Below are 24,067 nucleotides of genomic sequence, written 5' to 3' on the forward strand. Positions count from 1 at the left end.
TGAACAGCGGAACACGACATCCAGGCTTCAGGGGCGAACGGCTTCCCGGGCACTCTTCATAAAGTCCGTTTATCGCTTTCCTTGTCAATCCCTTCAGAACAGAACATACAAGGGGCGACTTTAGTCGCCCGGTAAGCATTGGCAACACGCACGGCCGGGATGATCATTCCCGGAAATCGCCTTAATACCCTAGACGAGATGCTTCGGATCGGTTAGAACACAAAGTGATGTTTTTGTGACGAGGGGTTGACCGACCGATGGCGAGACTTCCAAGAGTGGTTGTCCCGGGGCTTCCGCATCATGTGACCCAGCGCGGTAATCGACGCCAGCAGACCTTTTTTAGCGACGAGGACTATGCCGAGTATCGGCGACTGCTCTCGACGTCCTGTCGAGCGTGCGGCACGCAGGTTCTGGTCTACTGCCTCATGCCGAATCATGTACACCTGATCCCTGGTCCCGGGCGATGAGCTCGGTTTGCGTGACGCGCTAGGCGAGGCGCATCGTCGCTACACGCGCATGATCAATTTCCGGGAAGGCTGGCAAGGGCATCTTTGGCAGGAGCGTTTTCACTCGTTCGTGATGGACGAGCGGCATCTGATCGCCGCTGCGAGGTCTGTGGAGCGCAATCCCGTCCGCGCGCGGCTCTGTGCAGGGCCGGAGGACTGGCCGTGGTCAAGTGCCCGGGCCCATTTGGCCGGAGCTGACGACGAGCTCGTGAGCGTGCGTCCGCTGTTGGAGCTGATCTCCGACTGGGATCGCTTCATCGGCGAGCCTGACGCCCCGGACATCGCCGATGTACTACACGCGCATTCCGGCACCGGCCGCCCGCTCGGTCCGGATTCCTTTGTCGAAGATCCGGAGCAACGCCTCCGGCGTCCGCTCAAGCGAAAAAAGCCCGGGCCGAAGGCAGCGCGACGGGAGTCTCATACCCGGGACCTCTTGGAGCTGCTGAAACGGGATTAGGTAAACTGTCCATGGAATTGCATGCTCCAGCTGGCGGCCGACATGATGGTCGGCACCGCGCCCACGGGATTCGGTCACGAGTACGCTCCGGGCCACTATATCGACGCCTGGCTCGCACTGACCGAGCCCGGGGGCTGGAGCGAGGCGGAACTGGAACGGCTGCGAGGTTTGTTCAAGTAGTGGGGGCCTCTGACCAGTTCAGGGGCCGATCGGCGCATTGCAGCGCTTTCTCTGTTTCATGGGGTCCGACGGAAATGCGATACCTTCTGCTCGCCCTGTTTGCAGCCGCCCTTGCCGACTGTCAACCTGAAAAGACCACCGATCTTCCTGCGGCGCCATCCGCGGAGCCGGACTCTGCCCCGGTGATCGACATGCACACGAGCCGTATTGCGCTCGATTGGGCGGGCATTTACGAGGGCCTGCTGGCCTGTGCGGACTGCGCAGGCATCCACACGCAGCTGACCCTCGAACCGGATGGCAGATTCGAGATCGTTACCAGGCCGCTCGTTCGTGACGCAGCGCCCTCCTCTGCACAGGGGCAGTTCGATTGGGAGCCTTCCGGAAACACCATTGTGCTCGATGCCGAAGGGGGCGGGAAGCGCTTCGCCGTGGGCGAGGGGCGTCTCCTGCTGCTGGAAACCGGGCAGACACAGCCGGCCCGGGACAGGGCCGATGCCACGCTGCCGCAGTCCTCTCCGGCCTGGCGCAGTACCCGGCAGGATCTGGGCGACATGCTCGAGGACCATCGCTGGATGCTCGTCGATGCGACCGACGCGGCCAATCGGCCTATCGACGCCCTGTTCCCCGACGCAGAGCGATCTTTCGTCTTCCACTTCGCCGGATCGCGTCTGCACGCGCCGGGCGGCTGCAACGGATTTCGTGGTGCCTTCGCGATCGATGCCGACGACAGGCTCGACGTGACCGGCACGATCAGCACGATGATGGCCTGTCCCGCACCGCTGATGGAAGCGGATGCGGCACTCTCGGCGCTGTTGGCCGAGCCGCTGGAAACGGTCCTGGTTCGGGGCGTGCAGCCCACGCTGGTCCTTCTCACAAAAGCCGGCGACGCGTTGGTGCTGACGGGAGAACTCACACCGGAGGCACGGTTCGGGGCCCCGACCACAATCTTCCTGGAAGTTGCCGCCGAAACGGTGGAATGCGAGGAGTCGATCCGCGGCGACGGCCTATGCCTGCAGGTGCGCGAGATCAGCTTCGACGAGCAGGGACTGCGGGTAGGCACCTCCTCCGAATGGCAGGCCTTCACCGCGGACATCGAGGGTTATCAGCACCAACCCGGCATCCGCAACGTGTTGCGCGTCAAGCGCTTCGAGCCCGTGGCCGGGCCGGCTAGGCCGCAGGGGCCGATCTACGTGCTGGACCTGGTGGTCGAGTCGGAGGTGGTCGCACATTGACGCCTTGCGATGGGACGCGCGTGCGGACACGGGATCAGCTGCTCCGGCGCGGTCGCCCTCTCAAGTCCGCAGGCAGGCTGTTCCGGGTCCAGCGGCCTCGGTGGGTCCGATAGCCTATCGACTTCGGTCGCTCACGCCGAGGGCCTGGGAGACCGCTCAGGGTCGGTTGCTGCCCCAACTGGAATGGGCGTGTTCAGCGGGGTGTAAAATTTCCTGACAGCCGCGAGCCGGCTCGGGCGGATTTGCGGTCTGATGCGGGGGCGGCCGATCAGGTGTCTCTTATCTCCGCGTGTACTCATTTCTCGGGGTCGGCCCGAAGCGCCGTTTACCGGCGCTGCTCCGGCCACCTGCCTACGCTCGTTGCGGTCGGTCTCTGAAGGTGGGGCTTCCGGGAGGCTGCGCCTCACGAGGAACCGGCACCGGCGACGTAGGCGCAGTTCAGGCGAAGCTGCGGTATGGTGAGCAAGCCAAGGGGTATGCCGGTGAATTCCGGCAGGCAAGAACCACCTTTACGAAAGTCAAGATCCATTTGGCCCTTCCCCTCAACCTAGCTCCGTACAGAGCTTGTAAATCGGACATTACCGTACGCCATGACTACAAGGCTCGCGCAGAAGCATGCGATCAAAGGTTCTCGGGAATTTGAGCTTGTCGATGACGAGGTTCGGTACATCATCAAGTCGCCGCTCAGAACGGAGTCTTTGAGCGTCGTTTTGTACGTCTTGGACCCTGAGCCTCTGATATCGGGTTCGACGCTTTCGTTTGTCAGCCAGGTGAACAGAGAGCCACTGGTTGAGTTGTTTCTCGATGAGCCGGACAGGGAGACCTTTAATCAGTTCGTGAGCACTATGCGGCGACGGATCATCGAGGAGGATTTCGGCCGGCTTCGCGTCCCGGATAAAGGCGTCGATGTCAACGTCGACGGAGTCACCGAATCGATTGATATGCTGCGGAGATACGTGGACCCGCAGGAGATCGAGGCATTGCTTGCTGCCTTGGAGGAGCTAAAGCAGACGCCGGATATTCCGCACTGCCTGCAACGCGTCGCGGAAGCATTCAATGAGCTCGGTATTGCGCAAGGCCAGGTGCTGCTCTATGCGCCTTACATCAATTCCCTGTTGTCAGGGGCCGGTGCAGAGAGTGACCGCGCAGACACCGATAAGTAGTCCGATCGACATCTCCTTTCGCGACACGATCGCTTCTCTAATTCGAGATCAGAATGACTGCAAAAGTAGAGATATACGGCACAAGCAGCTGCAGGAAATGCGTTGACGTTCGGGCGCTGTTGGACCGATACAGCATCGAATATGTCGACCATCTGATCGATTTGATGCCGCTTGAGAAAGACGAGATGTTCCGGCGCTGCGGGCTCAAGTACTACCCCCAGATATTCATTAACGATGAACATCTCGGAGGAGAAGCGGAGTTGATGATGCTGGAGGCCGACGGTCGGTTGCGGAAGCTAATGGGTTTGCAAGAGCAGTCTTAATCCCGGATTCGAGACTGACGTCCGCGAGAGGGGTGTGATATTTCCTGACACCCCCACGCGGTTCGTGGGGGTGTCCGCTTCGGGGTCGAGAACGGACCCTTCCGCCGCATCTCGGCCGGTGCCGCAGTGCGGAAAGATCGGCGGAAGTCAGATGAGCGAATCTTAGACTCGACTTTGGCCAATCTTAGGCGGTCGCCGCGAGCTGCTCCAGCAGGCGATCGAGGCGCTTGGAGGACATTAGGACCATCTCCCCCTGGGGCGGTGAGTTGGCGTCATTCTCCTCGGCCCGGATGGTGCGCCGCACCAGGGCCAGGCAATCGGAGAAGGTGGCCTGGGACTTCAGATACCAGGCCGCGGAGCGCGGCAGCGTGTCCCGGCGCTCGCGCCACCGGTAGACCATGAGACAGACGAGCGAGAACAGCGCCATCAGCATCGGCGTGGTGCGTGCGATCGCCAGATCGTTCCACTGGCGCTGGGTCTCGACGCCGAGATGACGGCGGACTTCCTCGAAGGTGACCTCGAGCGACCAGCGCTGGACGAACAGCTCCACGACGCGGGCCGGCGCCATGTTCAGGTCGGTGGTGAAGAAGGCTTGCGTCGGCAGCCGACCGTCGGGATCGACCACGAGCACCCGGGGAATCGGCAACGGCGGTCATCCCGGGTGTGCCACAGACACACCTCGCTGAGCAGGCGCAGCGTCTTGGGCTTCCCATACCATTGAACCGCGACCTCCTCGCCCCGGGTGCGCGTCTCTTCCTCGCGCGTGGCGAGCTTGGCCAGCACGCCGCCTTTCTTCGGCTTGGGACCGCGCCGCCCGGCCGCCTCGTCGGCCCGTTTCGACGGCGCCAAGCGGGTGAGAAAGGGCAGCGCCCAAAGCCGCTTGCTCCACGGCACGGGCACCAACAACGCCATGCAGATCCACTCCAGCCCCAAACAGGTCACCACCTTGCTGCGCGAGGAGCGCACCGCATCGCGATACATCCCCTTCGCCCGAATGCGCGCGCCCTTGCGCCGTTCCAGCGTCTCGTCGACCGCCACCACGATCGGCACATCCGCCGGCAACATCCCGAGCAACAACCCCGGCAGAATCCGCGCCCCTTGGCGCGACGACCAGCGCGCCCGATTCAGCACCCGGTGGTCACGCTCGAAGCGCCGCTCCGCGCTCAGCCCCACCGCCCGCAGCGCTGCCGTCACCGTGCGCGGCCCTTGCGCCAGCAGCGTTCCCGTCAGCAAGACATGCAGATGCGCCAGGGTCGGAGCGGTGAACAGGCAGGCAAAGGGCTGCAGAACAGATACAATCGAGGCTGGCAGAGGGAACATTCGCGGGCAGGTCCGAGGTTTTGGTCGACATCGGACGATACCGCCCGCGGCCCTCTGCCGCCAAATCCATCGGGTCCGTCACCATCGCTCCGGGCACCTCGCGGCCTTCCCGCCTAGGCCCGGAAATGGCCAAAGTCGAGGTAAACTGTCCCTGGAATTGACAATGTAATTGTCGTTGAATAAGTCACGCAATCAACTTCTCAGCGGCAGGTATCCGCCATCGTCGCGCACGTCATAGAACCTAATTTGATTGCGTCCTGCTTCTTTGGCTTGGTACATCGCTTTGTCAGCCCACTTGAGGATGTCGTCCTGACTTGCTTCGTGATGGATGAATAGCGCGACACCGATACTTGCCGTGCAATGATGTTCGACGGTGGTCTCGGCACCACTTTCGCGCGCGAATGTTAAAAAATAAGCCTGTGCTAGCGAACTACGAATTTTCTCCGCAATATGTTTTGCCTGAACTCGAGCGTCAGTTTTCTCCGCCATCAGGTCGCCGACCAGCACGACAAACTCATCGCCACCGAAGCGAGCCACCGTGTCAGTCTCGCGTACACAGTTTTTCAATCGATTTGCGACCTCAAGCAACAGTATGTCACCTACCACATGTCCATGCTTGTCGTTGAGCGGCTTGAAGTTATCGAGATCAAGGAACATCAGTGCGCCATAGCAAGCACAACGCTTGCTGACTGCCATCGTCTGACTCAGGCGGTCATTGAGCAGGCGGCGATTGGGTAGCCTCGTGAGCGAATCATAAAAGGCCAACTGACGTACATGATCTTCCATCTGTTTGCGCTCAGTAATATTGCGCGTCACGCCGAGAATGCCAATAAACTCACCGGCCGCGTTTTTCATGCCGCAGGTAGTCACTTCGGTCCAGACGGTTGATCCGTCTTTGCAAGGCTGTTCTAGTTCGCCGCGAAACTCAACAAACGCCTGGCCCGCCGCCATTGCAGTGATGGACTCACTCAGTGCTTTTTCCGCAATCGGTATCGACGTCGCGGTTAATACTTGCGCCAGTGACTGCTGCATGACCTCGTCGCTGGTGTAGCCCCTGAGTTTCTCAACTGACGGGCTGACATAGGTGAATCGAGCGTCGAGGTCCATCATCCAAATGACATCTGTGGCGTTATCTGCCAAAAGTCGATGCCGTTCTTCGCTGGCCCTGAGCAGCTCGTGATTTTTTTGGCTCGAGACCATCGCTTGGCTGAGGTGTCTGTTGATCCGGTGAATGTAGAAAGTGACGCTGCTTACGATGGCCAGCAATATGCCAGCGATGAAAAGCCATGTCAGATCACGCTCTGATTTTGCGTTGTAGATAAATCCGTCGAGGGAAAAGTTTTCCGACAACAAGCCGAGATCAGCGTAAGTGTCGGCAATATGGCGCCAGCGGCCTGGGTTCATGTAACCAATTTCGATTAAATCGGTACGCAAAAGAGCGGCCATGCGCTTGGCTTCAAACAAATAAAACTCACGCTCATGCTGCTGCGAGTATTTGGCCACAATCAGATCCGCAATTTCTTCTGGGTGCGCCATCGCGTATTGCCAGCCGCGCAAGCTAGCGACACGCAAAGCCTCTACGCGCGCGGGATCATTCCGTAATTCTTGTTTAGTGGTGAATAGGTTGTCACCGTAAAAATCGATGCCGACGGAACGCGGCGTGTAGGTGTGATAAGCGAAGCCCGCACGATCCAGATAATAGGGTTCATTAGTCACGTAGGCGGAGATGGCATCTACCTTGCCGTCGATCAGGTCCTGCGGATTGAAGCTATGCTCGATCTGGGCGATGCTCGCCAGCGGTATGCCCTCTTGCTTGAGATAGGCCAACAACTCGTCAGATTGCGGTTCGATCATCAGGCGTTTGCCGGCCAGATCGTGGATTGCTTGGACAGGCCCCTGTCGGCGAGCAATAAGGACCAACGGCGAATGCTGAAAAATCGCCGCCAAAACCACCACGGGTTGGCCGGAATGACGCGCCAAGATCAGGCTACTGTTCCCCACGCCATACTGCGCCTTGCCGCCCAGTACGATTTTTAGCGGATCATCACCCGGAGAGGCTTCCTGAATTGTCACATCCAGACCTGCTTCACGGTAGTAACCCTTTTCTTTTGCTGCGTAGTAGCCGGCAAACTGGAAGGCATGGCTCCATTTGAGTTGCAGCGTTACCGCATCCAGCGCATGGGTAAGCGGAGGCCATCCGCCCGGAAAAATAAGGATTACAACTAGGGCGAACCGAAGGAAGAGGCGGAATCGAGTGGGCGAAATCAACATGATGTGATTTTAACCGTGTTCATCAGCCTCATGGGGTCGGGTAGCAGGGCGACGTTACCGCCGCCCCGCCCCCTAAGAACCGCCCCCTAAGAACCGTACGTGCGACTTTCACCGCATACGGCTCAAGCCTTGGAAAGGCGCCGTGAAGCACCCGGTCGTGTCAGGGGAAGGGGCAGGGCCGATCATGAGAAGGGCCAGACCCCGTGAAGCAGGAACGCGTGGTTGGCTGCGCGCCGCTGCCGGAAGTAATCTGCGTCCTTCGGATCGTACGGGTTGGTGCCTGCGCGGACATGGAGATGCCGACGAATCGGGATGTATGCCAGCGCGAGCAGTGTGAGGCAGCCGTCACCGAACGTCGAGGCGTTTCCCGAGATTTTCTCCCAGCTGGACTACTGGGGACCCGAGTCACCGCAGACGACTGAGCAAGCACTGGCGGCACTGCCATTTAAACCGGAGAGGATCCTCGAGATTGGATGCGGTAACGGCGTGGCGACCTTGGTTCTAGATCGGGCTGGTCGGCATGCCGCTGTACATCACATCGTTACCCACATCTCCGCTCCCCATGATCCGCTGCGGCGAGTAGCGCAGGATCAGATCTTGTATTCCTGCGTTCCCGTGAGTAGCGCAGGACCAGGTCTTGAAAACCTGCGTCTCTGGGCTGAGTTGACGCTATGGCCAGATCATTCCGAATCGCGCTTGCGTGGGTCCTCGAAGGTTCTTTAGTCCCGAACCGCGCGAGGGAATCAGGCTCGATATACGGAGCTCCGGTGGCCCACGCGGACGATTTCAACGATCAAGCGCTCGAAGATGAGCATCTCGCTCTGGACGCGGTTTAGATCAACTCAACCTGACACCTTTTTCCAGCAGTCACCCATCCCATTGAAGGCCGGTGGCCTCAGGCCGCGTCGCGGATGCCGACATGGATCAGGATCTCGTCGTAGGGCGCCAACAGGGCGCCGTCGTCGGCGCGGTCGAGGAGCCCGAGCTCCACGAGATCGGTGACATCCGTGTGCACGTTCTTGTAGTCGCGGCCGAGTGATCGAGCGAGCTGCCGGACATTGAGTCCCTCATGCGAGGCGACATGGCGCAGAAGCTCCAACCTCTTCTCAGTGATGGCGGAAAACAGCTCCCGGAGGCGGCCAAAGGCGAGCTTCGGCGTCGTCTCTCCACCGGCCTGAATCTCATGCCAGGTGTCCGCGAACGCGCCTAGGGCCGCCTGCGGACTCAATACACTGATCTCGATCTTGTTCATTCCCACCTTCAGCCGCCGAGATGCGCGCAGTCGTTTCTGAAATCCGCAAGCAATTGCTCCACCGATAAGAATCCGTAAGGCTCCTCCCGGTCGCCGTAATGCCGATGATCGCCTTTGCCCGTCTCGTTGTCGTAGCGCACCAGCGACACCCCCGAGCGTCCGCAGAAGAGTCTGTACTCGAGGCCGTGAGGCCGATCCGCTGTCGGGCCTGGCAGCCTTGCTCGTCACTCCGGCCATCGTGGCACGTGGCGCAGAGCGCCAGGGGCATGCGTGACACCGCAGAGCGGGTGTCACGAGCGACTGATGTTTTGGGTGGCCGGCCTTACGAGCGAGGCCGGCCTGGCAGCCTCCAGATCACCATCTCGCAGATGAGATCACCCTGACCGGCCTTGTAGCGGAAGAGTTGACGCGCCTTCATGAACCGGCACGACGCAAAACCCGGTTATGGCGTAGGAAACCATAATAACCTGTCGGTCGTGTCAAGCGCATCCGGTCTACCCGCCGTACAGGTCTTCCAGCCCATGGGTGAGACGGGCCTGTCCGTCTTGCACAGCGCCCGTGCGCGCTCGGGCCGGAGAGAGATGGCGATGTGCGCCGAATCGTAGCCGCCTGCTTCGAGGGTCTCGGGCTCGTTCTTGGGGCTGAGGATGTCGACGGCGGTGATCGGGGCGGCGAGATCCTCGGCGAGCAGCGCATTGAGGAAGTGGATCAGCAGGTCGCGATGGTGGTGGGACCCGAACAGGGTCTTAAAGACGCAGGCGACCTTGGGATCGATGGGGCGGTGCCTATGGGGAGCGTATTGGTCGGGCGGGGCATTGATAAGGCGGCTGCCCGGGCCGACAGGCTCCTACCGGATCCACAGCGTCTTGGCGTTCACGAACTCATGGATGCCCGAGGCGCCGAGCTCGCGCCCGTAACCCGACTCCTTGATCCCGCCGAAGGGCAGGCGAGGGTCGCTCTTGACCAGTCCGTTGACGAAGGCGCATCCGCACGCCATCCGGCGTGCAAAGCGCTCGCCGCGCGCACTGTCGCGGGTCCAGACGCTGCCGCCGAGCCCGAACCGGGTGTCGTTGGCGATCTCGAGCGCCTCGCCCTCGTCGGCCGCGCGCAGGACGGCCGCCACGGGCCCGAACAGCTCGTCGTCGTAGGCCGGCATGCCGGGCCCGACGGCGTCGAGCAAGGTCGCCGCGTAGAACCAGCCGGGGCGGTCCAGGGGTTGTCCGCCGAGGATCAGGCGTGCCCCGGCGTCGAGGCTTGCCACCACTTGCTCATGGAGTGTGTCGCGAAGGTCCGCACGCGCGAGCGGTGCCAAGGTCGTCTTCGGGTCCAGGGGATTGCCCGGAACCAGTGCCTCGATGGCGGTGCGCAGGCGCGCGACGAACGCCTCGGCGATTGCGTCGACGACGATGAATCGCTTGGCCGCGATACAGCTCTGGCCGGCGTTCAAGAAACGCGAGCGCACGGCGGTCGCGACGGCCTCGTCGAGGTCGGCGTCCTCCAGCACCACGAAGGCGTCGGAGCCGCCGAGCTCGAGCACCGTCCGCTTCAGGTGCTCGCCGGCGATGGAGGCGACCCGTCGGCCGGCCGCGTCGCTGCCCGTGAGGCTCACGCCGCGCACGCGCGGGTCGGCGACGACACCCTCCGCGCGGCTGGCATCGATGAGTAGCGTGCTGAAGATCCCGTCCGGGGCGCCCGCGTCCTCGAACAGTCGCTCGATCTCCAAGGCGCAGCGCGGGACGTTCGAGGCATGCTTGAGCAGGACCGGATTACCCGCCGCGATTGCGGGTGCGGTGCAGCGAAACACCTGCCAAAACGGGAAGTTCCACGGCATCACGGCGAGCACAGGGCCCAGCGGCTGATGAACGACCATGCTGCGCGAGGCATCGGAGGCGATTGGCTCGTCGGCAAGCAGTCGTTCGGCGTTCTCGGCATAGTAGTCGCAGACCAGCGCGCACTTGCCGATTTCGGCCTCGGCCTCGCCGATCAGCTTGCCCATCTCCAAGGTCATCCACCGGGCCAAATCCCGCGTTCGGGTGCGCAGAAGCGCGGCGACCTCATGCAGCAGACGCGCGCGTTCGGCGACGGGCCGCGATCCCCACGCCGATGCGGCTCGCGCCGCGGCGTCGAGTGCGGCCTCCAGCGCGGTCTCGTCGATCGTTTCGATCTGCTCCAGGGGCTCGCCGGTGTAGGGGTTGATCGATTGCAATGGCATCGGTTTGTCTCCTCCGTTTCGGTCGGTTCCGAGAATGGCCCCATTCCGGTTTGAACCGCAACGGCGCCGAGTGTGCCCGGGCGCTTTCGATCCGGCCGCCTTGTTATGCCGCACGCGATTTCCGCAGCATCGGACACAGGGCGATCACGGCGACCAACTGCCATCGGCTACTGCACACATTGGGTTGGTCGGACGCCGAGCCGCTCATGCGATCCTTGACCAACGCACTGCAGAACCACGACGACGAGCCCAACCCCGCGCAGAACGACCTGGCCGCCGATCGGCCTTGGCGGGAGAATCTCGAGCTCGCCGGGACCCTCCCGTCGGACTGGCAGAGCGGAACGCCCGAGCCGACGGCGCTGCCGGATCTGCTTGCGACCTTCCGAGAGGGCAGCGCCACGGACACCGCTCGGGTGAGCGCCGCGGCGCTTCGGCAGGGCGTCGACCCGCAGACGCTCTGGACGGCGATCATCCTCGCCGCCGGCGAGCTGCTCCTGCGGCAACCGGGCATCATCGCGATCCACGCCAACACGACCGCCGAAGCCTTGCATCAAGGCTACCGCCGCAGCGGGGACGATCGGACGCGCAGGATGCCGATGCTGCAGGCGGCCGCCTTCATGCCCCTGTTCCGCGATCGACTCGGCAGCGGGGTGCGTCCCTTGAGGATCGACGGGTTGGAGTCCGAGGACTCCGCGGCCGAGCCGGACCGGCCGCTCGGCGAGATCTTTGCCGCCATTTCTGAATGGACCGAGGACGCCGCAAAACGCGGTCGTGGTGCGCGCTCGAGGGTTGCTGCGGTCCTGAGTCGCCTCTACATCGCCTCCACGTTGCCTCTATATCGTGGTCGTGCCTTTCGCGGAAGTCGCCCGAGAATGCAAGCCTGCTCCGCGCGCCGATGCCTCTTCAGGGATCGTCGTCCAAAAGGGGGCAGTGGACTGCACACCACAGGTGACTCGGGCGGTCGCGCAGGCGTCCGAGCAACCCAATACCGATCCAGGAGGCCCCGCCCATGTGCGGACGCTACGCGCTATACAGCCCGGCAGATGCCATCGCCGACCTCTTCGGTGCCGCCCTCGAGAGCGAGGGTCTCGCCCCGCGCTACAACGCGGCCCCGACGCAATGGCTGCCGGTGATCCGTCAGCGTCCGAGCGGGGAGCGGGTGCTCCACGCCCTGCGCTGGGGCCTGCTGCCGAGTTGGGCCAAGGACGAGACGATCGCCGCCCGACTGATCAACGCCCGCGCCGAGACGCTGGCGGAGAAACCGGCCTTTCGGGCGGCCTACCGAGCACGGCGCTGTATCGTTCCCGCCGACGGATTCTACGAGTGGGCCAAGCGCCCGGACGGCAAGCAGCCCTATTTCATCCATGCACCGGACGGCGCCATCCTGGCCTTCGCCGGCCTCTGGGAGCGCTGGACCCGCCCCGCGGACGCAGCGGCGATCGACAGCTTTACCATTGTAACGACCGAGGCGAATCCCCGAATCCAGCCGCTGCATGACCGGATGCCGGCGATCTTGGCGCCCGAGGTCGTGGACCTCTGGCTCGACCGCACGACCGATCCGGCTCGGCTCTCGGAGCTGTTGATGCCCTTTCCGCAGGAGCGGCTTGCGATGCGCCCGGTCTCTCGCGCGGTGGGGAATGTCCGCAACGAGGGGCAGGAACTCATTGCGGAGGTGAGTCACCCGTCCCCGGCGCATCGCTCGGGCGATGATCCGTCGGGGCGGGCGCGGGTATGAACGACGGGGTTCGACGGACCCTGACCGTCCTCGCCGCGGTCGGGATCATGATCGGCTTCATGGTGCTGTCTTGGTCTTGGATGGCGCCGGCGATCGCAGTCGACGGGGAGACACGGTTCTTCCTCTGGGAGGAGGGCTCGGGGACCGCTCTGCAAGTCAAGCTGGCCTTTTTCGGGGCACTTCTTGTCGCCGCGCCGATCTATCTGCTGCTCTTACGACTGCCCTGGCTGAGGACGCCATCGGTGTCGGACGCGGCATCGCCGTCGCTCAGGATTCCCCCATTTTTGTGGCTCGGCATCGGCCTGGTGATGACGGTGGCCGTGATCCGGCTACCCTTGCCGGGCTTGCCTGATCTCGGCGGCGGGCGCCCCGATGCCCCACCGCTCGATTGGGTTTGGCTGTTTCTGCTGACTGTGCTGTTGCCGACTTGGGTGGCCGTCGTCCTCTTTGCCGTGGCGGTCGGGCCGAGAGCCGCTCCCGCTGCGACGGCGGGTACGGTAGCCTTGCCGACATCCGCTTTGGTCGTGTACTTGTGCCTGACGTTGGGGTTCTTCCATCTCTTCTGGGGCGGCACATTGCGCATCGCCCCGATTGTCCATCGCGATCAGGTCACGGTGCTGGCCATCGAAACGATCGGCAAGCCCTATAAGGCCGGCATCGTCCACTGGATGTTCGCCGAGGTCAGCCCCTGGCAGGGTGTCGACGGGACGCAGCGCCTACAGATCCTCGATCGTGATTGGATGGATCGGCTTGAGATCGGCCAGACTATCGAGCTGGGTTGGGCGAGCGTCTGGAAGGTGCGTGTCATCAAGACCATCGAGGCCGTGGATGCTCCGGAGCCGTCGATCGTCGCGCTGTGATCGGCTCGTCCGCGATCAATGAGTCGCGCGTTATTGACACGGTGAGGGAATCGCGCCGATTGTTTTCGGATCGTTGCGCGGAGGCATGTGGTCCCTTGGAGACCGACCTTGCGGCCGATGTATCATGCGACCGAAGCCAACCCCGGAGCACACGCATGACCAGAATCGGAACACCCGGCGCCGCGGGCGCGACCCGCATGATGTTGCTGGGCTCGGGCGAGCTCGGTAAGGAGGTCGCCATCGAGGCGCAGCGCTTCGGGGTGGAGGTGATCGCCGTGGATCGCTACCCGGGCGCGCCGGCGATGCAGGTCGCGCATCGCAGCCATGTCGTGAACATGCTGGATGGCGACGCACTCGCGGCACTGGTGGCGGAGGAGGATCCGGCGCTGATCGTCCCCGAGATCGAGGCGATCGCCACGGCGACCTTGCTGGATCTCGAAGCCGCGGGCCGTCATGTCGTGCCCACCGCACGCGCTGCGCATCTGACGATGAACCGCGAGGGCATCCGTCGGCTGGTCGCCGAAGAGCTGGGCCTGCCGACCTCGCCCTACCGCTTTGCCGATGACGAGGCCGGCTACCGTGCCGCGATCGAGGCGATCGGTCTGCCCTGCGTGGTCAAGCCGGTGATGAGCTCCTCGGGCAAGGGTCAGAGCACCGTGCGCAGTCCGGAGCAGGTGCAGGCCGCCTGGGATTACTCGCAGCAGGGCGGGCGGACGGGCTCGGGTCGCGTGATCGTGGAGGGTTTCGTCGCCTTCGACTACGAGATCACCCTGCTCACACTGCGTCACGGGGTCCGGACCAGCTTCTGCGCGCCGATCGGACATCTGCAGATCGACGGCGACTACCGCGAATCCTGGCAGCCGCACCCGATGTCGGCCGGCGCGCTGGCCCGTGCGCAGGAGATCGCCGGTGCGGTGACCGATGTGCTTGGCGGTACGGGCATCTTCGGCGTGGAGTTGTTCGTGCGGGGCGATCAGGTGTGGTTCAGCGAGGTCTCGCCGCGTCCGCACGACACCGGGTTGGTGACGCTGATCTCGCAGGATCTCTCGGAGTTCGCGCTGCATGTGCGGGCCATCCTGGGTCTGCCGGTACCGCTGATCAGGCAGCTCGGCCCTTCGGCATCGGTGGCGCTCCTGGCGGAGGGGAGGTCGCGAGATCTGCGCTTCGGCGGTTTGGATCGCGCACTCGCGGAGTCGGACACGGCCCTGCGCCTGTTCGGCAAGCCGGAGGTCGACGGCAAGCGTCGCGTGGGTGTCGCGCTGGCGCGCGGGGAGACGCTGGAGGAGGCTCGGGAGAAGGCCCGGCGTGTTGCGGAGGCGGTCGAGATCGAGCTGGCTTGAGAGGGTAGGGTGTGGGATCGCCATCCTCGGTCGCGGGGACGACCGAGGATGGCGATCCGGCAGACCGGCGCTTATCCCTGGTTGTGGTACCCGAGGATGCGCTCGACCTCGTTCTTCGAGCCCAGGATCACCGGGACCCGCTGATGCAATGACTCGGGCTGCAGATCCATGATGCGCTCCGTACCCGTGATGGACCCGCCGCCGGCCTGCTCGACGATGAAGGACATGGGGTTGGCCTCGTAGAGCAGGCGCAGCTTGCCGCCTTGACCCTTGGTCTTCATCTTGCTGTCGATGGGATACATGAAGACGCCGCCACGGGTCAGGATGCGATGCACCTCGGCGACCATAGAGGCGATCCAACGCATATTGAAGTCATCGCCGCGCGGACCGTCCTTGCCGTCCAGACATTCCTGAACGTAACGCTGTACCGGGGGCTCCCAGAAACGCATGTTCGAGGCGTTGATCGCGAACTCGCGCGTGTCCGTCGGGATCGTCATGTTCGGGTGGGTGAGGATGAACTCGCCGATGTTCTGATCCAGGGTGAAGCCGTTCACGCCGTTGCCGGTGGTCAGGACCATCATGGTGGACGGCCCGTAGAGCGCGTAGCCGGCGGCGATCTGTTGGGTGCCGGCTTGGAGGAAATCACGCTCGCTCGGCGCGGCGTCGCCGCCCTGAATGCGCAGGATCGAGAAGATGGTGCCCACCGAGACGTTGACGTCGATGTTCGAGGAGCCGTCGAGCGGGTCGAAGGTCAGCAGGTATTTGCCGCGCGGATATTTGGCGGGGATGTCGTAGATGGTGTCCATCTCTTCGGACGCCATCGCCGCCAGATGCCCGGCCCATTCGTTGGACTTGATGAAGACCTCGTTGGTGAGGATGTCGAGCTTCTTCTGGGTCTCCCCCTGGATGTTCTCGCTCTCGGCGCTCCCGAGCACGCCGACCAGCGCACCATGGTTCACCATGTTGCTGATGACCTTGCAGGCCGTGACGATATCGTTGAGCAGGGACGTGAAATCGCCCGTGGCGCCGGCCACGTGGCGCTGCTCCTCGATGATGAACTGGGTGATGGTCGTGCCGTTGTGCATGGGTGTCCTCTTGGTTACGGGCTCGTCGAGCGCTTTTAATCTATCGGCAGTATAGGGTTTTCCGGTCCTGCCATAAACCCGGCGCGAGGTTGCGAAAAGGCTGGTTCGGTCGGTCAGCGCCCGGGCCGTTTCGCCTGGAGTTGCGCGAGCGCTTCTTCGGCCGCTTTGCGCGCCTGAATCTCTTGATCCAGACGCTGCTCGAGCGCCATGCGTGCCTGCGTCTCGGCCTCGGCACGTCGGGCCTCCGCCGCGGCGCGTTCCTCGGCCTCGCGCCAGCCCGGCAGCACGAATGCGGCGTAAACCGGGTCACGACGCATCGCCTCGAGCGAGGGCTGCGCGATCAGATCATCCGGCCGGAACTGAAGGCCGGGCAGGACGCGGGAGTAGATCACGCCTTCCTCGGGTGCCATGGGGGCGTAGACACCCGCAGTGGTCAGTGTGTAAAACGCCTGACGGTCGGGTTCGCGGTGCAGAATGATGTATTCCTTGACACCGCCGGCGGCATATTCGGCCTTCTTGGTCACGGTGTCGCGCACGATGCCTGCGGGCTTTCGCTCGGACAGCGCCTCCACACAGAGATCGAAGACGCCGTGATAGGAGGCGTCGAAATACAACAGCGGCTGTGGGTTGTCGTTGCGCACCACGCCGAAGTCCGGCTTGCGGATTACGGTCCCGGTGGGCAGCGGCAACCTGAAGCCCAGCTCCAGTGCGACCATCTTGGCGATCGGCCGGGCGCTCAGAAAGTGTTGCAGGAGCAGCGTGAACCAGGCATAGACCAGGTAAGTGCCGTAATCGGACACGGGTTTCTCCTCCAGGCGACCGTTGTTCCACTCGTAGTGGATGTCCGATTCGAAGTAGTAGTCGCGCCAGTACTCCTCCTCCGTGACCAGGCGACCCGCCTGCGAGACGGGTTGAACGCGGTCTGTTTCAGGTGTCGGTGGGTACTGCTCGGCTTGAGCGGCTGCGCGCGTGGACATGGTGAAACCGACCTCCGTTAAACCGATCATCTTCGCGTGCCCAACAGGTTAGCAGTTTTCGAGTCCGGCGCGCCTGCATCGATATCAACCCAACCGGCGAGGTTGCAGGATCCGGATGTCCGGGGGATGATCAGGGTTCATTGGATCCCGTGCCGTATCCGGCGCACCCCATCAGCCAACCCCCTTGAGCGAAATCGACAGCGTGCCTCTTTCGGATCCACCGACCCGCGCTGCCCGCGAAGAGACGATCGTCGCGACCCCGCCGTCCGAGGCTCAGCCTGTCACGCGTCTGAAGGCCCATCTGCTCAAGGGCTATCGGGGACGGATCGCCGGCGAGTCGACTCAGGCCGCGCGGTCCGCGCGCTGGCTCGATCTTCCGGACGATCTCGCACCCTCGCTTGCCGAGGCACTGCGGGCCGACGGTCGCGCGCGCCTCTACAGCCATCAACGCGAAGCCTGGGATCTGGCCCGCGCCAAGCGGCACTTCGTGGTCGCCACGCCGACCGCTTCGGGCAAGACGCTCTGCTACAACCTGCCGGTGCTCGATGCGGTGCTCTCGCAAGGCCGCAAGGCGCTCTATCTCTTTCCGACCAAGGCGCTCGCTCAGGACCAAGCCGCCGAGCTGACGGCGCTGAGCCGTGCGATCCAGGCCGCCGGCGGACCGGGCGTGAAGGCCTTCACCTTCGACGGCGACACGCCCGGCGATGCCCGCAAGGCCGTGCGCACGCGCGGCGATATCGTGCTCAGCAATCCGGACATGCTGCATCAGGCGATCCTGCCCCATCACACCAAGTGGGCGCAGTTCTTCGAGGGGCTGGCCTACATCGTGGTCGACGAGCTGCACACCTATCGGGGTGTCTTCGGCTCGCACGTCGCCAATGTCTTTCGGCGACTGTTGCGAGTTTGCCGTTTCTATGGCGTGGAGCCGATCTTCATCTTCGCCTCGGCCACCATCGCCAATCCCGCAGAGCTGGCCAAGCGACTCTGCGGCGCGTCGGTCGCGGCCGTCACCGAGTCCGGCGCGCCGCAGGGCGAGCGACATCTCCTGCTGTGGAATCCGCCGGTCATCAACCCGGATCTCGGCATCCGTGCCTCGGCGCGCTCCCAGACCACGCGGATCGCGCGCACCGCGGCCAAACTTGGGCTCAAGAGCATCGTCTTCGCGCGCTCCCGTCTGATGGTCGAGGTCATCACCAAATATCTGAAGGATGTCTTCGATCGCGACCCGCGCAAGCCGCCGCGCGTGCTCGCCTATCGGGGCGGTTATCTGCCGAGCGAGCGCCGTCGCGCCGAGCAGACCATGCGCGCCGGTGCCGTCGATCTGGTGGTCAGCACCTCGGCGCTGGAGCTCGGGGTCGACATCGGCGCCTTGGATGTCGCCATCCTGAACGGCTATCCGGGGACGGTGGCCGCGACCTGGCAGCGCCTCGGGAGGGCAGGGCGGCGACTCAAACCCAGCCTGGGCGTGATGGTCGCGACCAGCGACGCGCTCGATCAGTACATGATGCGCCATCCCGAGTTCTTCTTCGGTGCTTCGCCGGAGCACGCGCGCATCCATCCGGACCAGCTCTTGATCCTCATGGACCATGTGCGCTGCGCCGCCTTCGAGCTGCCGTTTCGCGACCGCGAGTCCTTCGGCGCCGAGGATCTCGGCGAGATGCTGAGCTATCTGCGCGACGAGGGTCTGCTCCAGCATCAGGGCGACCGCTGGTTCTGGGTCGCCGACAGCTATCCCGCCAACGCCGTCTCCCTGCGCTCGGTCGCCGAGGGCAACTTCGTCGTCATCGACACCACCGGCGGTGCCCGGACGGTCATCGCGGAGGTCGACTACAGCAGCGCCCCCGGCACGCTCTACGAGGGCGCCATCTACATGATTCAGTCCCAGCCTTACCAGGTGGAGCGTCTGGACTGGACCGGCCGCAAGGCGTTCGTCACCCGCACCCGCGCCGACTATTACACCGACGCGATCGACTACACGCGGCTCAAGATCCTCGCCCGGTTCGACGGCCGCGCCCAAGGCCAGGGCGCGACGGCGCAAGGCGAGGTCCATCTGGTTCGACGCTATCCCGGCTACAAGAAGATCCGCTACTACAGCCACGACAACATCGGCTACGGCAACATCGACCTGCCGGATCAGGAGATGCACACCACGGCGGTCTGGTGGCAGGTCGAGCCGACCGCGTTGGAGGCCGCGTTGCCGGATCGCCAGCAGGCGATCGACGGCTTTCTCGGCGCCGCCTACGCGCTGCACCATGTCGCCGCACTGCGGTCGATGGCCGAGATCCATGACCTGGGCCGCTCCGTCGGAGACGGGCAGGGGACCTGGTTCGCCATCGTCGGCGCCGAGGGTCGCGGCCAGATGCGCGGACCGGACAACGCGCCGTTGGATCCCATGTCGGGCCAGCGCTTCGAGCCGACGCTCTTTCTCTACGACAACTATCCGGGCGGCGTCGGACTCTCCGCGCCGCTCTACGACGATGCGGCGCTGCTGGTGGCCGACGCCCGTGATCTGGTCGCCGCTTGCGGCTGCACCGCCGGCTGTCCCGCCTGTGTCGGGCCGGTCTTGCGCGGCGACGAGGATCTCGCCGTCACGCCGCGTCAGGCGGCCTTGAAGGTGCTCGATCTCTTGGGCGTGGTCGGCGTTCACCGGTCGGTGACGGTTCAAGAACAAGGTGTAGAGATGCGTGAACGGCATCAGTCGTAGGTTGGGCAAAGCGCAGCGTGCCCAACGGCTCCCCGCGATGCCGGCGCGGGTTGGGCACGCTGCGCTTTGCCCAACCTACCTTTTATGGTTATTTTGAATCGTTCCGAGGCCGGGTTCGGCGCGTGGCGAGGAGTCGAGCCGTTGCGTTGACTCCGAGTCGGATCGTGATTACCGTCGGAGCGACATGATCAGCGCGCGCCCAGCGACTCCGAAAGAGCAACGCGACGATGAACAACATATCGGATGATGACATGCTCCGCCGCGAGATCGAGCTGATCGGGTCGGTCAAATAGGTTACCGCGATGCTTTCTCGATCCGAAAACAAAGCTGAACGATGGCGTCGCGCGGGATGCATCTGAGCGAGCGCCTGCGCTGCTTGCGCGGTCCGGCTCCCGCTCAGGAGGGAGCAGACGCCGGTTTATCCCCGTCGGCCGACCGACCTTCGCTTGCCGAGCGGCTTCGGCGGATGTCGGTTGGACCGTCGCGCGCAGCGAGTGCACATGGACCGCAAACCCATGTCCTGGCCGAAGCGGTCGGAGCCGTCGAGATCGCGCCCGGCGTCCTCTGCCTCGAGCGGAGGTTTGTCGGGCACCGCCGACACGGCCAGGTGTCGATGGGGCCATGCGGCGACGCCTGCATTGACGCCTTGATCGATCGGGGCTGGGTGACAGCGGCTTCTCATCTTGCCCCTCGGTCCGCGTCCGAACCGGTGGCTCACTCCCAGACCGCGACCGATCTGGTCTGCCTGGACACCGAAACCAGTGGTCTGGCCGGCGGCACCGGGACCTGGGCCTTCATGACCGGACTGCTGCGCGCACGGGACGACGGCTGGACGTTGCGCCAGTTCCTGCTGACCCGTCTCGACTCGGAGCCGGCCTATCTGGAGGCGATCGCCGCCGAGTTGACGAGCGCCGGCCTGCTCGTCAGCTACAACGGCCTGTCCTTCGACATCCCTCTGCTCGCGACACGCTTTCGCCTATCCGGCCAAGCCGATCCACTCCCGGCCCTGCCGCATCTGGACCTCCTAAAGCCGGTCCGGCGCGCTTACGGTCGGGTCTGGCCCGATTGCCGTCTGGCCAGCGTCGAGCAGCGCCTCTTGGGGTTCAAGCGCAAGGACGATCTGCCGGGTTCCGAGGCGCCCGCGGCCTGGCTGGCCTGGTTGCGCACAGGGGAGGTCACTCCGTTGGCCGGCGTGCTGCGCCACAACCGCTGGGATCTGCTCTCGCTTGCGGCCTTGATCCCGCGTCTGGGCGAGGTCTTCGCGGATCCGGGTGCGTTCGATGCGGATGTCCGAGCGGTCGCCGCCTATCACCAGGCGCAGGGTCGATCCGAGCAGGCGTTTCATCTGCTCAGCTCCGAGCGTCGACGCCTGGACACGACCGGACTCATGGACCTGGCCCGCCTGCAGCGTCGACGCGGCGACTGGGATCAGGCCCGCGCGATCTGGGAGCCGATTGCGGCTCAAGGTGATGCAGAGGCGCGCACGGAGCTGGCGAAGTATCACGAGCACCGCACCCGCGATCTGCGCCGTGCCCTCGCGCTCGCCCGCGAGCTTCCGCCCGGCCCGCTGAAGGAGCTGCGCTGCGCACGACTGAACGCCAAGCTCGATGCCCGCGACGGCGGGTCTTCCAGTTTGCTGGACGCCCTGGCGGCAACCCTCGACGGGTCCCGCCCATTCGATCGGCCACCCAACCCTTAAGTGGCTCGTGACATCCGCTCTGCGGTGTCACGCATGCCCCGTGGTGCTCCGCGCCACGTGCGATTGAGCAATCGCTCTGCACGGCCACCTCCGCGACCCGGATGGCTGAGGCCCCAATACCCATTCCCGAGCCAACCCGGCGCACCCCTGGTCTACTGCGCTTATACTTCCCGAATACCGACCAACCGCGGAGACGATCCATGCGCGATCTTGCCGAAGCCCGATCCATCAGCGTCGAGGAGTATCTGGCCGGCGAAGCCGTCGCAGCGGTTCGCCATGAGTACATCGCCGGCGAGGTCTTCGCGATGGCCGGTGCGACCGAGGAGCACGCGACCATCGCCGGCAACGTCTTCGCGTTGCTGCGCGCACATGTCCGCGGCCGCCCATGCCGGGTCTATATCGCCGACATGAAGCTTCGCGTCGAGTCGGCATCCGCCTTCTTTTACCCGGACGTGTTCGTGACCTGCGACGCCAGGGACACGGCCGAGCCGCTGGGCAAACGCTATCCGCGGCTGATCATCGAGGTGCTGTCCGAGTCGACCGAAGGTTACGACCGCGGCGCCAAGTTCGCCGACTACCGGCGTCTCGACACCTTGGAAGAATATGTCCTGATCGATTCGCGCCGTCGTGCCTGCGAGGTGTTTCGACGCCGTCCGGAGGGCTGGCTGCTCGACGCTCCGCCGGAGAATGGCTGGCTGGTGTTGCAATCCATTGACTTTGAATGTCCGCTTGAGGCCGTCTACGAGGACGTGCTGTTCCCGTCCGCGGGCGCCGCGAACAGCGCGCGAGAACAGAACGCGTTCTAGGTCGAGTGGCATCGTGTCGCGCCCGCCGGTGCGACCCGAATGATGCACCAGCCGCCCTTCACCATGACCCCCACAACCATTCGTCTGATCGCCGAGATCAGCGAAAGACTGGGGCGTCTGTCCTTTCAGATGGAACACCGGTGGAAAGTCTGGTGCATGAGCACCAGCACGACTACTACCGCGCGATCCAAGACAGCACCGCCCAAACCGATTCGGCACCCTTCATTGAATTCATGCTCGGGATGATGCGTGCCGCGATCATCGTTTTCACCCCCCAAGTCGCCCCCCGACTGACCCCGCAAGTCATGCGGCTGTTGCAGGTGAGTCGGGGGCGGATGAGCCGTGATCAGTTACAGGCGGCGCTCGGCTTGAAGGACCGCAAGTCCTTCCGCGACCGCTACTTGCGCCCCGCGCTTGACGCAGGACTGATCGCCATGACCTTGCCCGATAAGCCCAACAGCCGGCTGCAGCAATACCGGCTCACGGCTGCAACGATCGCTGCTTCGGAGTCATTCTTCGTGACGGCAACGCCTCAGCAGCGTGCAGACTCGCCATGAAGATCATCCATATCGCAGTCGAGTGCGCGTGCCAGGCGCGCCAGCAAATCGGCGGAGGGGTTCGCCTTGCCGTTTTCCACCATCGAGAGCATCTGCCGGGTGGTGCCGGAGGTTTCGGCCAAGGATTGGAGCGTCAGTCCGCGGTATTCACGCCAGACCTTCAGCGGTGCCTCCCCGCCAACAACCGGTCGACGAATGCCGCCGGGAAGGTGGTCTCCTCGCTCATGGTCGCCTTGGCATCCGCAATGTCTTGGAGGGTTTCCAGCCGCTCCAGCAAGGTCTCCCACTCATCGATCGGCAACACGGCCAAGGCCGAAACACCGTTCAACTGGATAATCTGTACGCTCATTGATAGACATCTCCGCGTGGTCCGATCTTGCTGCAACGCAACGTGAACATGGCTGCATGTTAAGGGGTTGCCGGCGCATGTAAAGTGCTGTTTAACATGCCGGGTAGGCGCCAAAGCCGAGAGGAGCAACCAGCAACATGAGATAGCATCTGAGTACCAATGACACGGTTTTATGCATCTCGCTCCGGCCCAAAGTCTCGATACAACACCATGAGCCCACAAAAATCACCTTGATCCCGATGAACACGAGAGAACACTGAATGCATGAGCACCCTTGGCGCGATCGCCTACAGGTCTGCCTGATTTGCGCGCTGACAACGCCGGCCTGGGGCCTGGAACCGCCTGGTGTGCAACTGGCGGCCGTGGAAACCACCGACATCGTCGAGGAGGTCCGGCTCACCGGAACCGTGAACGCCCTGCGAAGCTCCCGCTTGTCCACGGCCGTTGCCGGCCTGGTGAACAACGTCGCGGTCGACACCGGCGGGAAGGTCAGTCAAGGCGACCTGCTGATCGGGCTGGACGATGAGCAGGCGGCGTTCGAGCTTGCCGGGGCCCGTGCCGAAACGGACGAGGCCAGGGCGCGACTGGAGGAGGCCCGTCGCAGGCTGGAGGAGGCCCGGTCGGTGGGCCGCGGGAATATTGCCGCGACCGAAGTCAGCACCCGGGAAACCGATGTTGCCGCCGCGGAGGCCGCCGTCGCCCGTCTGGAGGCCGCCGAAGCACACCGACAGGTGGTGTTGCGCCGACACCGCGTGGAGGCCCCTTTCGACGGTGTCGTCAGCGATCGTTCCAGCGAATTGGGCGAGTGGGTCACGCCGGGAGACACCTTGCTGACGCTCGTGGACACCGACCGCCTGCGGCTGGATTTTCAGGTGCCCCAGGAGGCTTACCGCAGGATCGGCGAAGGCTCGGAGTTGCTGATCGACGGCGTCGGTCCCGACGGCGACACCATCACGGCCGAGATCGATGCCCTGGTCCCGGACACTGCCGAGGCGCTCACCGTATTTGCGGGGTCGTCCGGCGCGTCCCGGCACGGCCA

General features: G+C 63.9%; 24 protein-coding genes and 2 pseudogenes. 15 read left to right on the forward strand and 11 right to left on the reverse strand.

Going from position 1 to position 24,067, the window contains the following annotated elements:
* The first annotated feature begins 257 nt into the window (after window positions 1-257).
* From KFB96_RS27070 to KFB96_RS21290, 6 genes and pseudogenes are all read left to right on the forward strand, one after another.
* Window positions 258-467 carry a transposase gene (locus tag KFB96_RS27070; RefSeq protein ID WP_300970665.1) on the forward strand — a complete coding sequence of 70 codons (210 nt, stop codon included), beginning with the start codon at window positions 258-260 and terminating at the stop codon, window positions 465-467.
* 7 nt (window positions 468-474) lie between these two features.
* Entirely contained in the window at window positions 475-963 is a 489-nt protein-coding gene (locus KFB96_RS21270; RefSeq protein WP_300970667.1) for a transposase, read from the forward strand.
* 18 nt (window positions 964-981) lie between these two features.
* A pseudogene (locus KFB96_RS21275) lies at window positions 982-1,143 on the forward strand (alpha/beta-hydrolase family protein); the annotation flags it as partial.
* Window positions 1,144-1,334: 191 nt separating this feature from the next.
* Window positions 1,335-2,375, forward strand: coding sequence for a copper resistance protein NlpE N-terminal domain-containing protein (locus tag KFB96_RS21280; RefSeq protein ID WP_300971737.1), 1,041 nt, complete (start codon window positions 1,335-1,337; stop codon window positions 2,373-2,375).
* A 590-nt stretch (window positions 2,376-2,965) separates the two neighbouring features.
* Window positions 2,966-3,538 carry a hypothetical protein gene (locus tag KFB96_RS21285; protein ID WP_213455618.1) on the forward strand — a complete coding sequence of 191 codons (573 nt, stop codon included), beginning with the start codon at window positions 2,966-2,968 and terminating at the stop codon, window positions 3,536-3,538.
* A gap of 53 nt (window positions 3,539-3,591) precedes the next feature.
* A complete protein-coding gene (locus tag KFB96_RS21290) occupies window positions 3,592-3,861 on the forward strand; it encodes a glutaredoxin domain-containing protein (RefSeq protein ID WP_213455620.1) in 270 nt (89 codons plus the stop codon).
* A 184-nt stretch (window positions 3,862-4,045) separates the two neighbouring features.
* Here KFB96_RS21290 and KFB96_RS21295 read toward each other — a convergent pair whose 3' ends face one another.
* The 7 genes from KFB96_RS21295 to KFB96_RS21325 form a co-directional block, all read right to left on the reverse strand.
* Complete coding sequence (locus KFB96_RS21295; protein ID WP_213461144.1) at window positions 4,046-4,492, reverse strand: hypothetical protein; 447 nt, start codon at window positions 4,490-4,492, stop codon at window positions 4,046-4,048.
* Window positions 4,432-5,181, reverse strand: coding sequence for a transposase (locus KFB96_RS21300; protein WP_213461146.1), 750 nt, complete (start codon window positions 5,179-5,181; stop codon window positions 4,432-4,434). The genes KFB96_RS21295 and KFB96_RS21300 overlap by 61 nt, the downstream gene beginning before the upstream one ends.
* Window positions 5,182-5,373: 192 nt before the next feature.
* Complete coding sequence (locus tag KFB96_RS21305) at window positions 5,374-7,452, reverse strand: ABC transporter substrate-binding protein (RefSeq protein WP_213461148.1); 2,079 nt, start codon at window positions 7,450-7,452, stop codon at window positions 5,374-5,376.
* 895 nt (window positions 7,453-8,347) lie between these two features.
* Complete coding sequence (locus KFB96_RS21310) at window positions 8,348-8,704, reverse strand: MarR family transcriptional regulator (protein WP_213461150.1); 357 nt, start codon at window positions 8,702-8,704, stop codon at window positions 8,348-8,350.
* An 8-nt stretch (window positions 8,705-8,712) separates the two neighbouring features.
* A complete protein-coding gene (locus tag KFB96_RS21315; protein WP_213461275.1) occupies window positions 8,713-8,919 on the reverse strand; it encodes a DUF6516 family protein in 207 nt (68 codons plus the stop codon).
* Between the two features lie 227 nt (window positions 8,920-9,146).
* Window positions 9,147-9,524 carry a PD-(D/E)XK nuclease family transposase gene (locus KFB96_RS21320; protein WP_213461277.1) on the reverse strand — a complete coding sequence of 126 codons (378 nt, stop codon included), beginning with the start codon at window positions 9,522-9,524 and terminating at the stop codon, window positions 9,147-9,149.
* A 27-nt stretch (window positions 9,525-9,551) separates the two neighbouring features.
* Window positions 9,552-10,916: an NAD-dependent succinate-semialdehyde dehydrogenase gene (locus KFB96_RS21325; protein ID WP_213461151.1), complete on the reverse strand. Its 1,365-nt coding sequence runs from the start codon at window positions 10,914-10,916 to the stop codon at window positions 9,552-9,554.
* Window positions 10,917-11,122: 206 nt separating this feature from the next.
* Between KFB96_RS21325 and KFB96_RS27075 the strand changes: the two genes are divergently transcribed.
* From KFB96_RS27075 to purT, 4 genes are all read left to right on the forward strand, one after another.
* Window positions 11,123-12,049 (forward strand): hypothetical protein, encoded by a 927-nt coding sequence (locus KFB96_RS27075; protein WP_300970674.1) that lies wholly within the window; start codon window positions 11,123-11,125, stop codon window positions 12,047-12,049.
* The gene (locus KFB96_RS21330; RefSeq protein WP_300971739.1) at window positions 11,965-12,651 is read left to right on the forward strand and encodes an SOS response-associated peptidase; all 687 of its coding nucleotides are present in this window, start codon (window positions 11,965-11,967) and stop codon (window positions 12,649-12,651) included. Before KFB96_RS27075 ends, KFB96_RS21330 begins: the two co-directional genes overlap by 85 nt.
* Complete coding sequence (locus KFB96_RS21335) at window positions 12,648-13,511, forward strand: hypothetical protein (RefSeq protein ID WP_213461154.1); 864 nt, start codon at window positions 12,648-12,650, stop codon at window positions 13,509-13,511. The genes KFB96_RS21330 and KFB96_RS21335 overlap by 4 nt, the downstream gene beginning before the upstream one ends.
* Window positions 13,512-13,666: 155 nt before the next feature.
* Window positions 13,667-14,851, forward strand: a complete 1,185-nt coding sequence (purT, locus tag KFB96_RS21340) for a formate-dependent phosphoribosylglycinamide formyltransferase (RefSeq protein WP_213461156.1) — start codon at window positions 13,667-13,669, stop codon at window positions 14,849-14,851.
* 71 nt (window positions 14,852-14,922) lie between these two features.
* Here purT and KFB96_RS21345 read toward each other — a convergent pair whose 3' ends face one another.
* Both KFB96_RS21345 and KFB96_RS21350 read right to left on the reverse strand, forming a co-directional pair.
* A complete protein-coding gene (locus KFB96_RS21345) occupies window positions 14,923-15,936 on the reverse strand; it encodes a class 1 fructose-bisphosphatase (RefSeq protein WP_213461158.1) in 1,014 nt (337 codons plus the stop codon).
* A 113-nt stretch (window positions 15,937-16,049) separates the two neighbouring features.
* On the reverse strand, window positions 16,050-16,913 hold the full coding sequence (locus KFB96_RS21350) for a Uma2 family endonuclease (protein ID WP_213461160.1): 864 nt from the start codon (window positions 16,911-16,913) through the stop codon (window positions 16,050-16,052).
* Between the two features lie 301 nt (window positions 16,914-17,214).
* On the opposite strand from KFB96_RS21350, the gene KFB96_RS21355 reads away from it, so the two are divergent.
* The 4 genes from KFB96_RS21355 to KFB96_RS21370 all read left to right on the forward strand — a co-directional run bounded on the left by KFB96_RS21355 (window position 17,215) and on the right by KFB96_RS21370 (window position 22,679).
* On the forward strand, window positions 17,215-19,617 hold the full coding sequence (locus KFB96_RS21355) for a DEAD/DEAH box helicase (protein ID WP_300971740.1): 2,403 nt from the start codon (window positions 17,215-17,217) through the stop codon (window positions 19,615-19,617).
* 709 nt (window positions 19,618-20,326) lie between these two features.
* Window positions 20,327-21,316, forward strand: coding sequence for a ribonuclease H-like domain-containing protein (locus KFB96_RS21360; RefSeq protein WP_213461162.1), 990 nt, complete (start codon window positions 20,327-20,329; stop codon window positions 21,314-21,316).
* 200 nt (window positions 21,317-21,516) lie between these two features.
* A complete protein-coding gene (locus KFB96_RS21365) occupies window positions 21,517-22,122 on the forward strand; it encodes a Uma2 family endonuclease (protein ID WP_213461163.1) in 606 nt (201 codons plus the stop codon).
* Window positions 22,123-22,274: 152 nt separating this feature from the next.
* The gene (locus KFB96_RS21370) at window positions 22,275-22,679 is read left to right on the forward strand and encodes a Fic family protein (protein ID WP_213461165.1); all 405 of its coding nucleotides are present in this window, start codon (window positions 22,275-22,277) and stop codon (window positions 22,677-22,679) included.
* On the opposite strand, the gene KFB96_RS27080 is transcribed toward KFB96_RS21370, so the two are convergent.
* Both KFB96_RS27080 and KFB96_RS27085 read right to left on the reverse strand, forming a co-directional pair.
* On the reverse strand, window positions 22,655-22,801 hold the full coding sequence (locus tag KFB96_RS27080; RefSeq protein WP_300970676.1) for a helix-turn-helix transcriptional regulator: 147 nt from the start codon (window positions 22,799-22,801) through the stop codon (window positions 22,655-22,657). The two genes, KFB96_RS21370 and KFB96_RS27080, sit on opposite strands and share 25 nt — an antisense overlap.
* A gap of 38 nt (window positions 22,802-22,839) precedes the next feature.
* Window positions 22,840-23,028 carry a hypothetical protein gene (locus tag KFB96_RS27085; RefSeq protein ID WP_300970677.1) on the reverse strand — a complete coding sequence of 63 codons (189 nt, stop codon included), beginning with the start codon at window positions 23,026-23,028 and terminating at the stop codon, window positions 22,840-22,842.
* A gap of 260 nt (window positions 23,029-23,288) precedes the next feature.
* Between KFB96_RS27085 and KFB96_RS21380 the strand changes: the two are divergent.
* Window positions 23,289-23,960: pseudogene (locus KFB96_RS21380) on the forward strand (efflux RND transporter periplasmic adaptor subunit); the annotation flags it as partial.
* Window positions 23,961-24,067: the final 107 nt, after the last annotated feature.

The sequence above is a fragment of the Thiocapsa sp. genome, from assembly GCF_018399035.1.
Classification (GTDB): domain Bacteria; phylum Pseudomonadota; class Gammaproteobacteria; order Chromatiales; family Chromatiaceae; genus Thiocapsa.

What these genes read in the sequence shown, in the direction of transcription:
- KFB96_RS27070 (WP_300970665.1), top strand. Translation starts at nt 258, where the DNA reads ATGGCGAGACTTCCAAGAGTGGTTGTCCCGGGGCTTCCGCATCATGTG.
- KFB96_RS21280 (WP_300971737.1), top strand. Translation starts at nt 1,335, where the DNA reads ATGCACACGAGCCGTATTGCGCTCGATTGGGCGGGCATTTACGAGGGC.
- KFB96_RS21285 (WP_213455618.1), top strand. Translation starts at nt 2,966, where the DNA reads ATGACTACAAGGCTCGCGCAGAAGCATGCGATCAAAGGTTCTCGGGAA.
- KFB96_RS21290 (WP_213455620.1), top strand. Translation starts at nt 3,592, where the DNA reads ATGACTGCAAAAGTAGAGATATACGGCACAAGCAGCTGCAGGAAATGC.
- KFB96_RS21300 (WP_213461146.1), bottom strand. Translation starts at nt 5,181, where the DNA reads ATGTTCCCTCTGCCAGCCTCGATTGTATCTGTTCTGCAGCCCTTTGCC.
- KFB96_RS21305 (WP_213461148.1), bottom strand. Translation starts at nt 7,452, where the DNA reads ATGTTGATTTCGCCCACTCGATTCCGCCTCTTCCTTCGGTTCGCCCTA.
- KFB96_RS21310 (WP_213461150.1), bottom strand. Translation starts at nt 8,704, where the DNA reads ATGAACAAGATCGAGATCAGTGTATTGAGTCCGCAGGCGGCCCTAGGC.
- KFB96_RS21325 (WP_213461151.1), bottom strand. Translation starts at nt 10,916, where the DNA reads ATGCCATTGCAATCGATCAACCCCTACACCGGCGAGCCCCTGGAGCAG.
- KFB96_RS27075 (WP_300970674.1), top strand. Translation starts at nt 11,123, where the DNA reads ATGCGATCCTTGACCAACGCACTGCAGAACCACGACGACGAGCCCAAC.
- KFB96_RS21335 (WP_213461154.1), top strand. Translation starts at nt 12,648, where the DNA reads ATGAACGACGGGGTTCGACGGACCCTGACCGTCCTCGCCGCGGTCGGG.
- purT (WP_213461156.1), top strand. Translation starts at nt 13,667, where the DNA reads ATGACCAGAATCGGAACACCCGGCGCCGCGGGCGCGACCCGCATGATG.
- KFB96_RS21345 (WP_213461158.1), bottom strand. Translation starts at nt 15,936, where the DNA reads ATGCACAACGGCACGACCATCACCCAGTTCATCATCGAGGAGCAGCGC.
- KFB96_RS21350 (WP_213461160.1), bottom strand. Translation starts at nt 16,913, where the DNA reads ATGTCCACGCGCGCAGCCGCTCAAGCCGAGCAGTACCCACCGACACCT.
- KFB96_RS21365 (WP_213461163.1), top strand. Translation starts at nt 21,517, where the DNA reads ATGCGCGATCTTGCCGAAGCCCGATCCATCAGCGTCGAGGAGTATCTG.
- KFB96_RS27085 (WP_300970677.1), bottom strand. Translation starts at nt 23,028, where the DNA reads ATGAGCGTACAGATTATCCAGTTGAACGGTGTTTCGGCCTTGGCCGTG.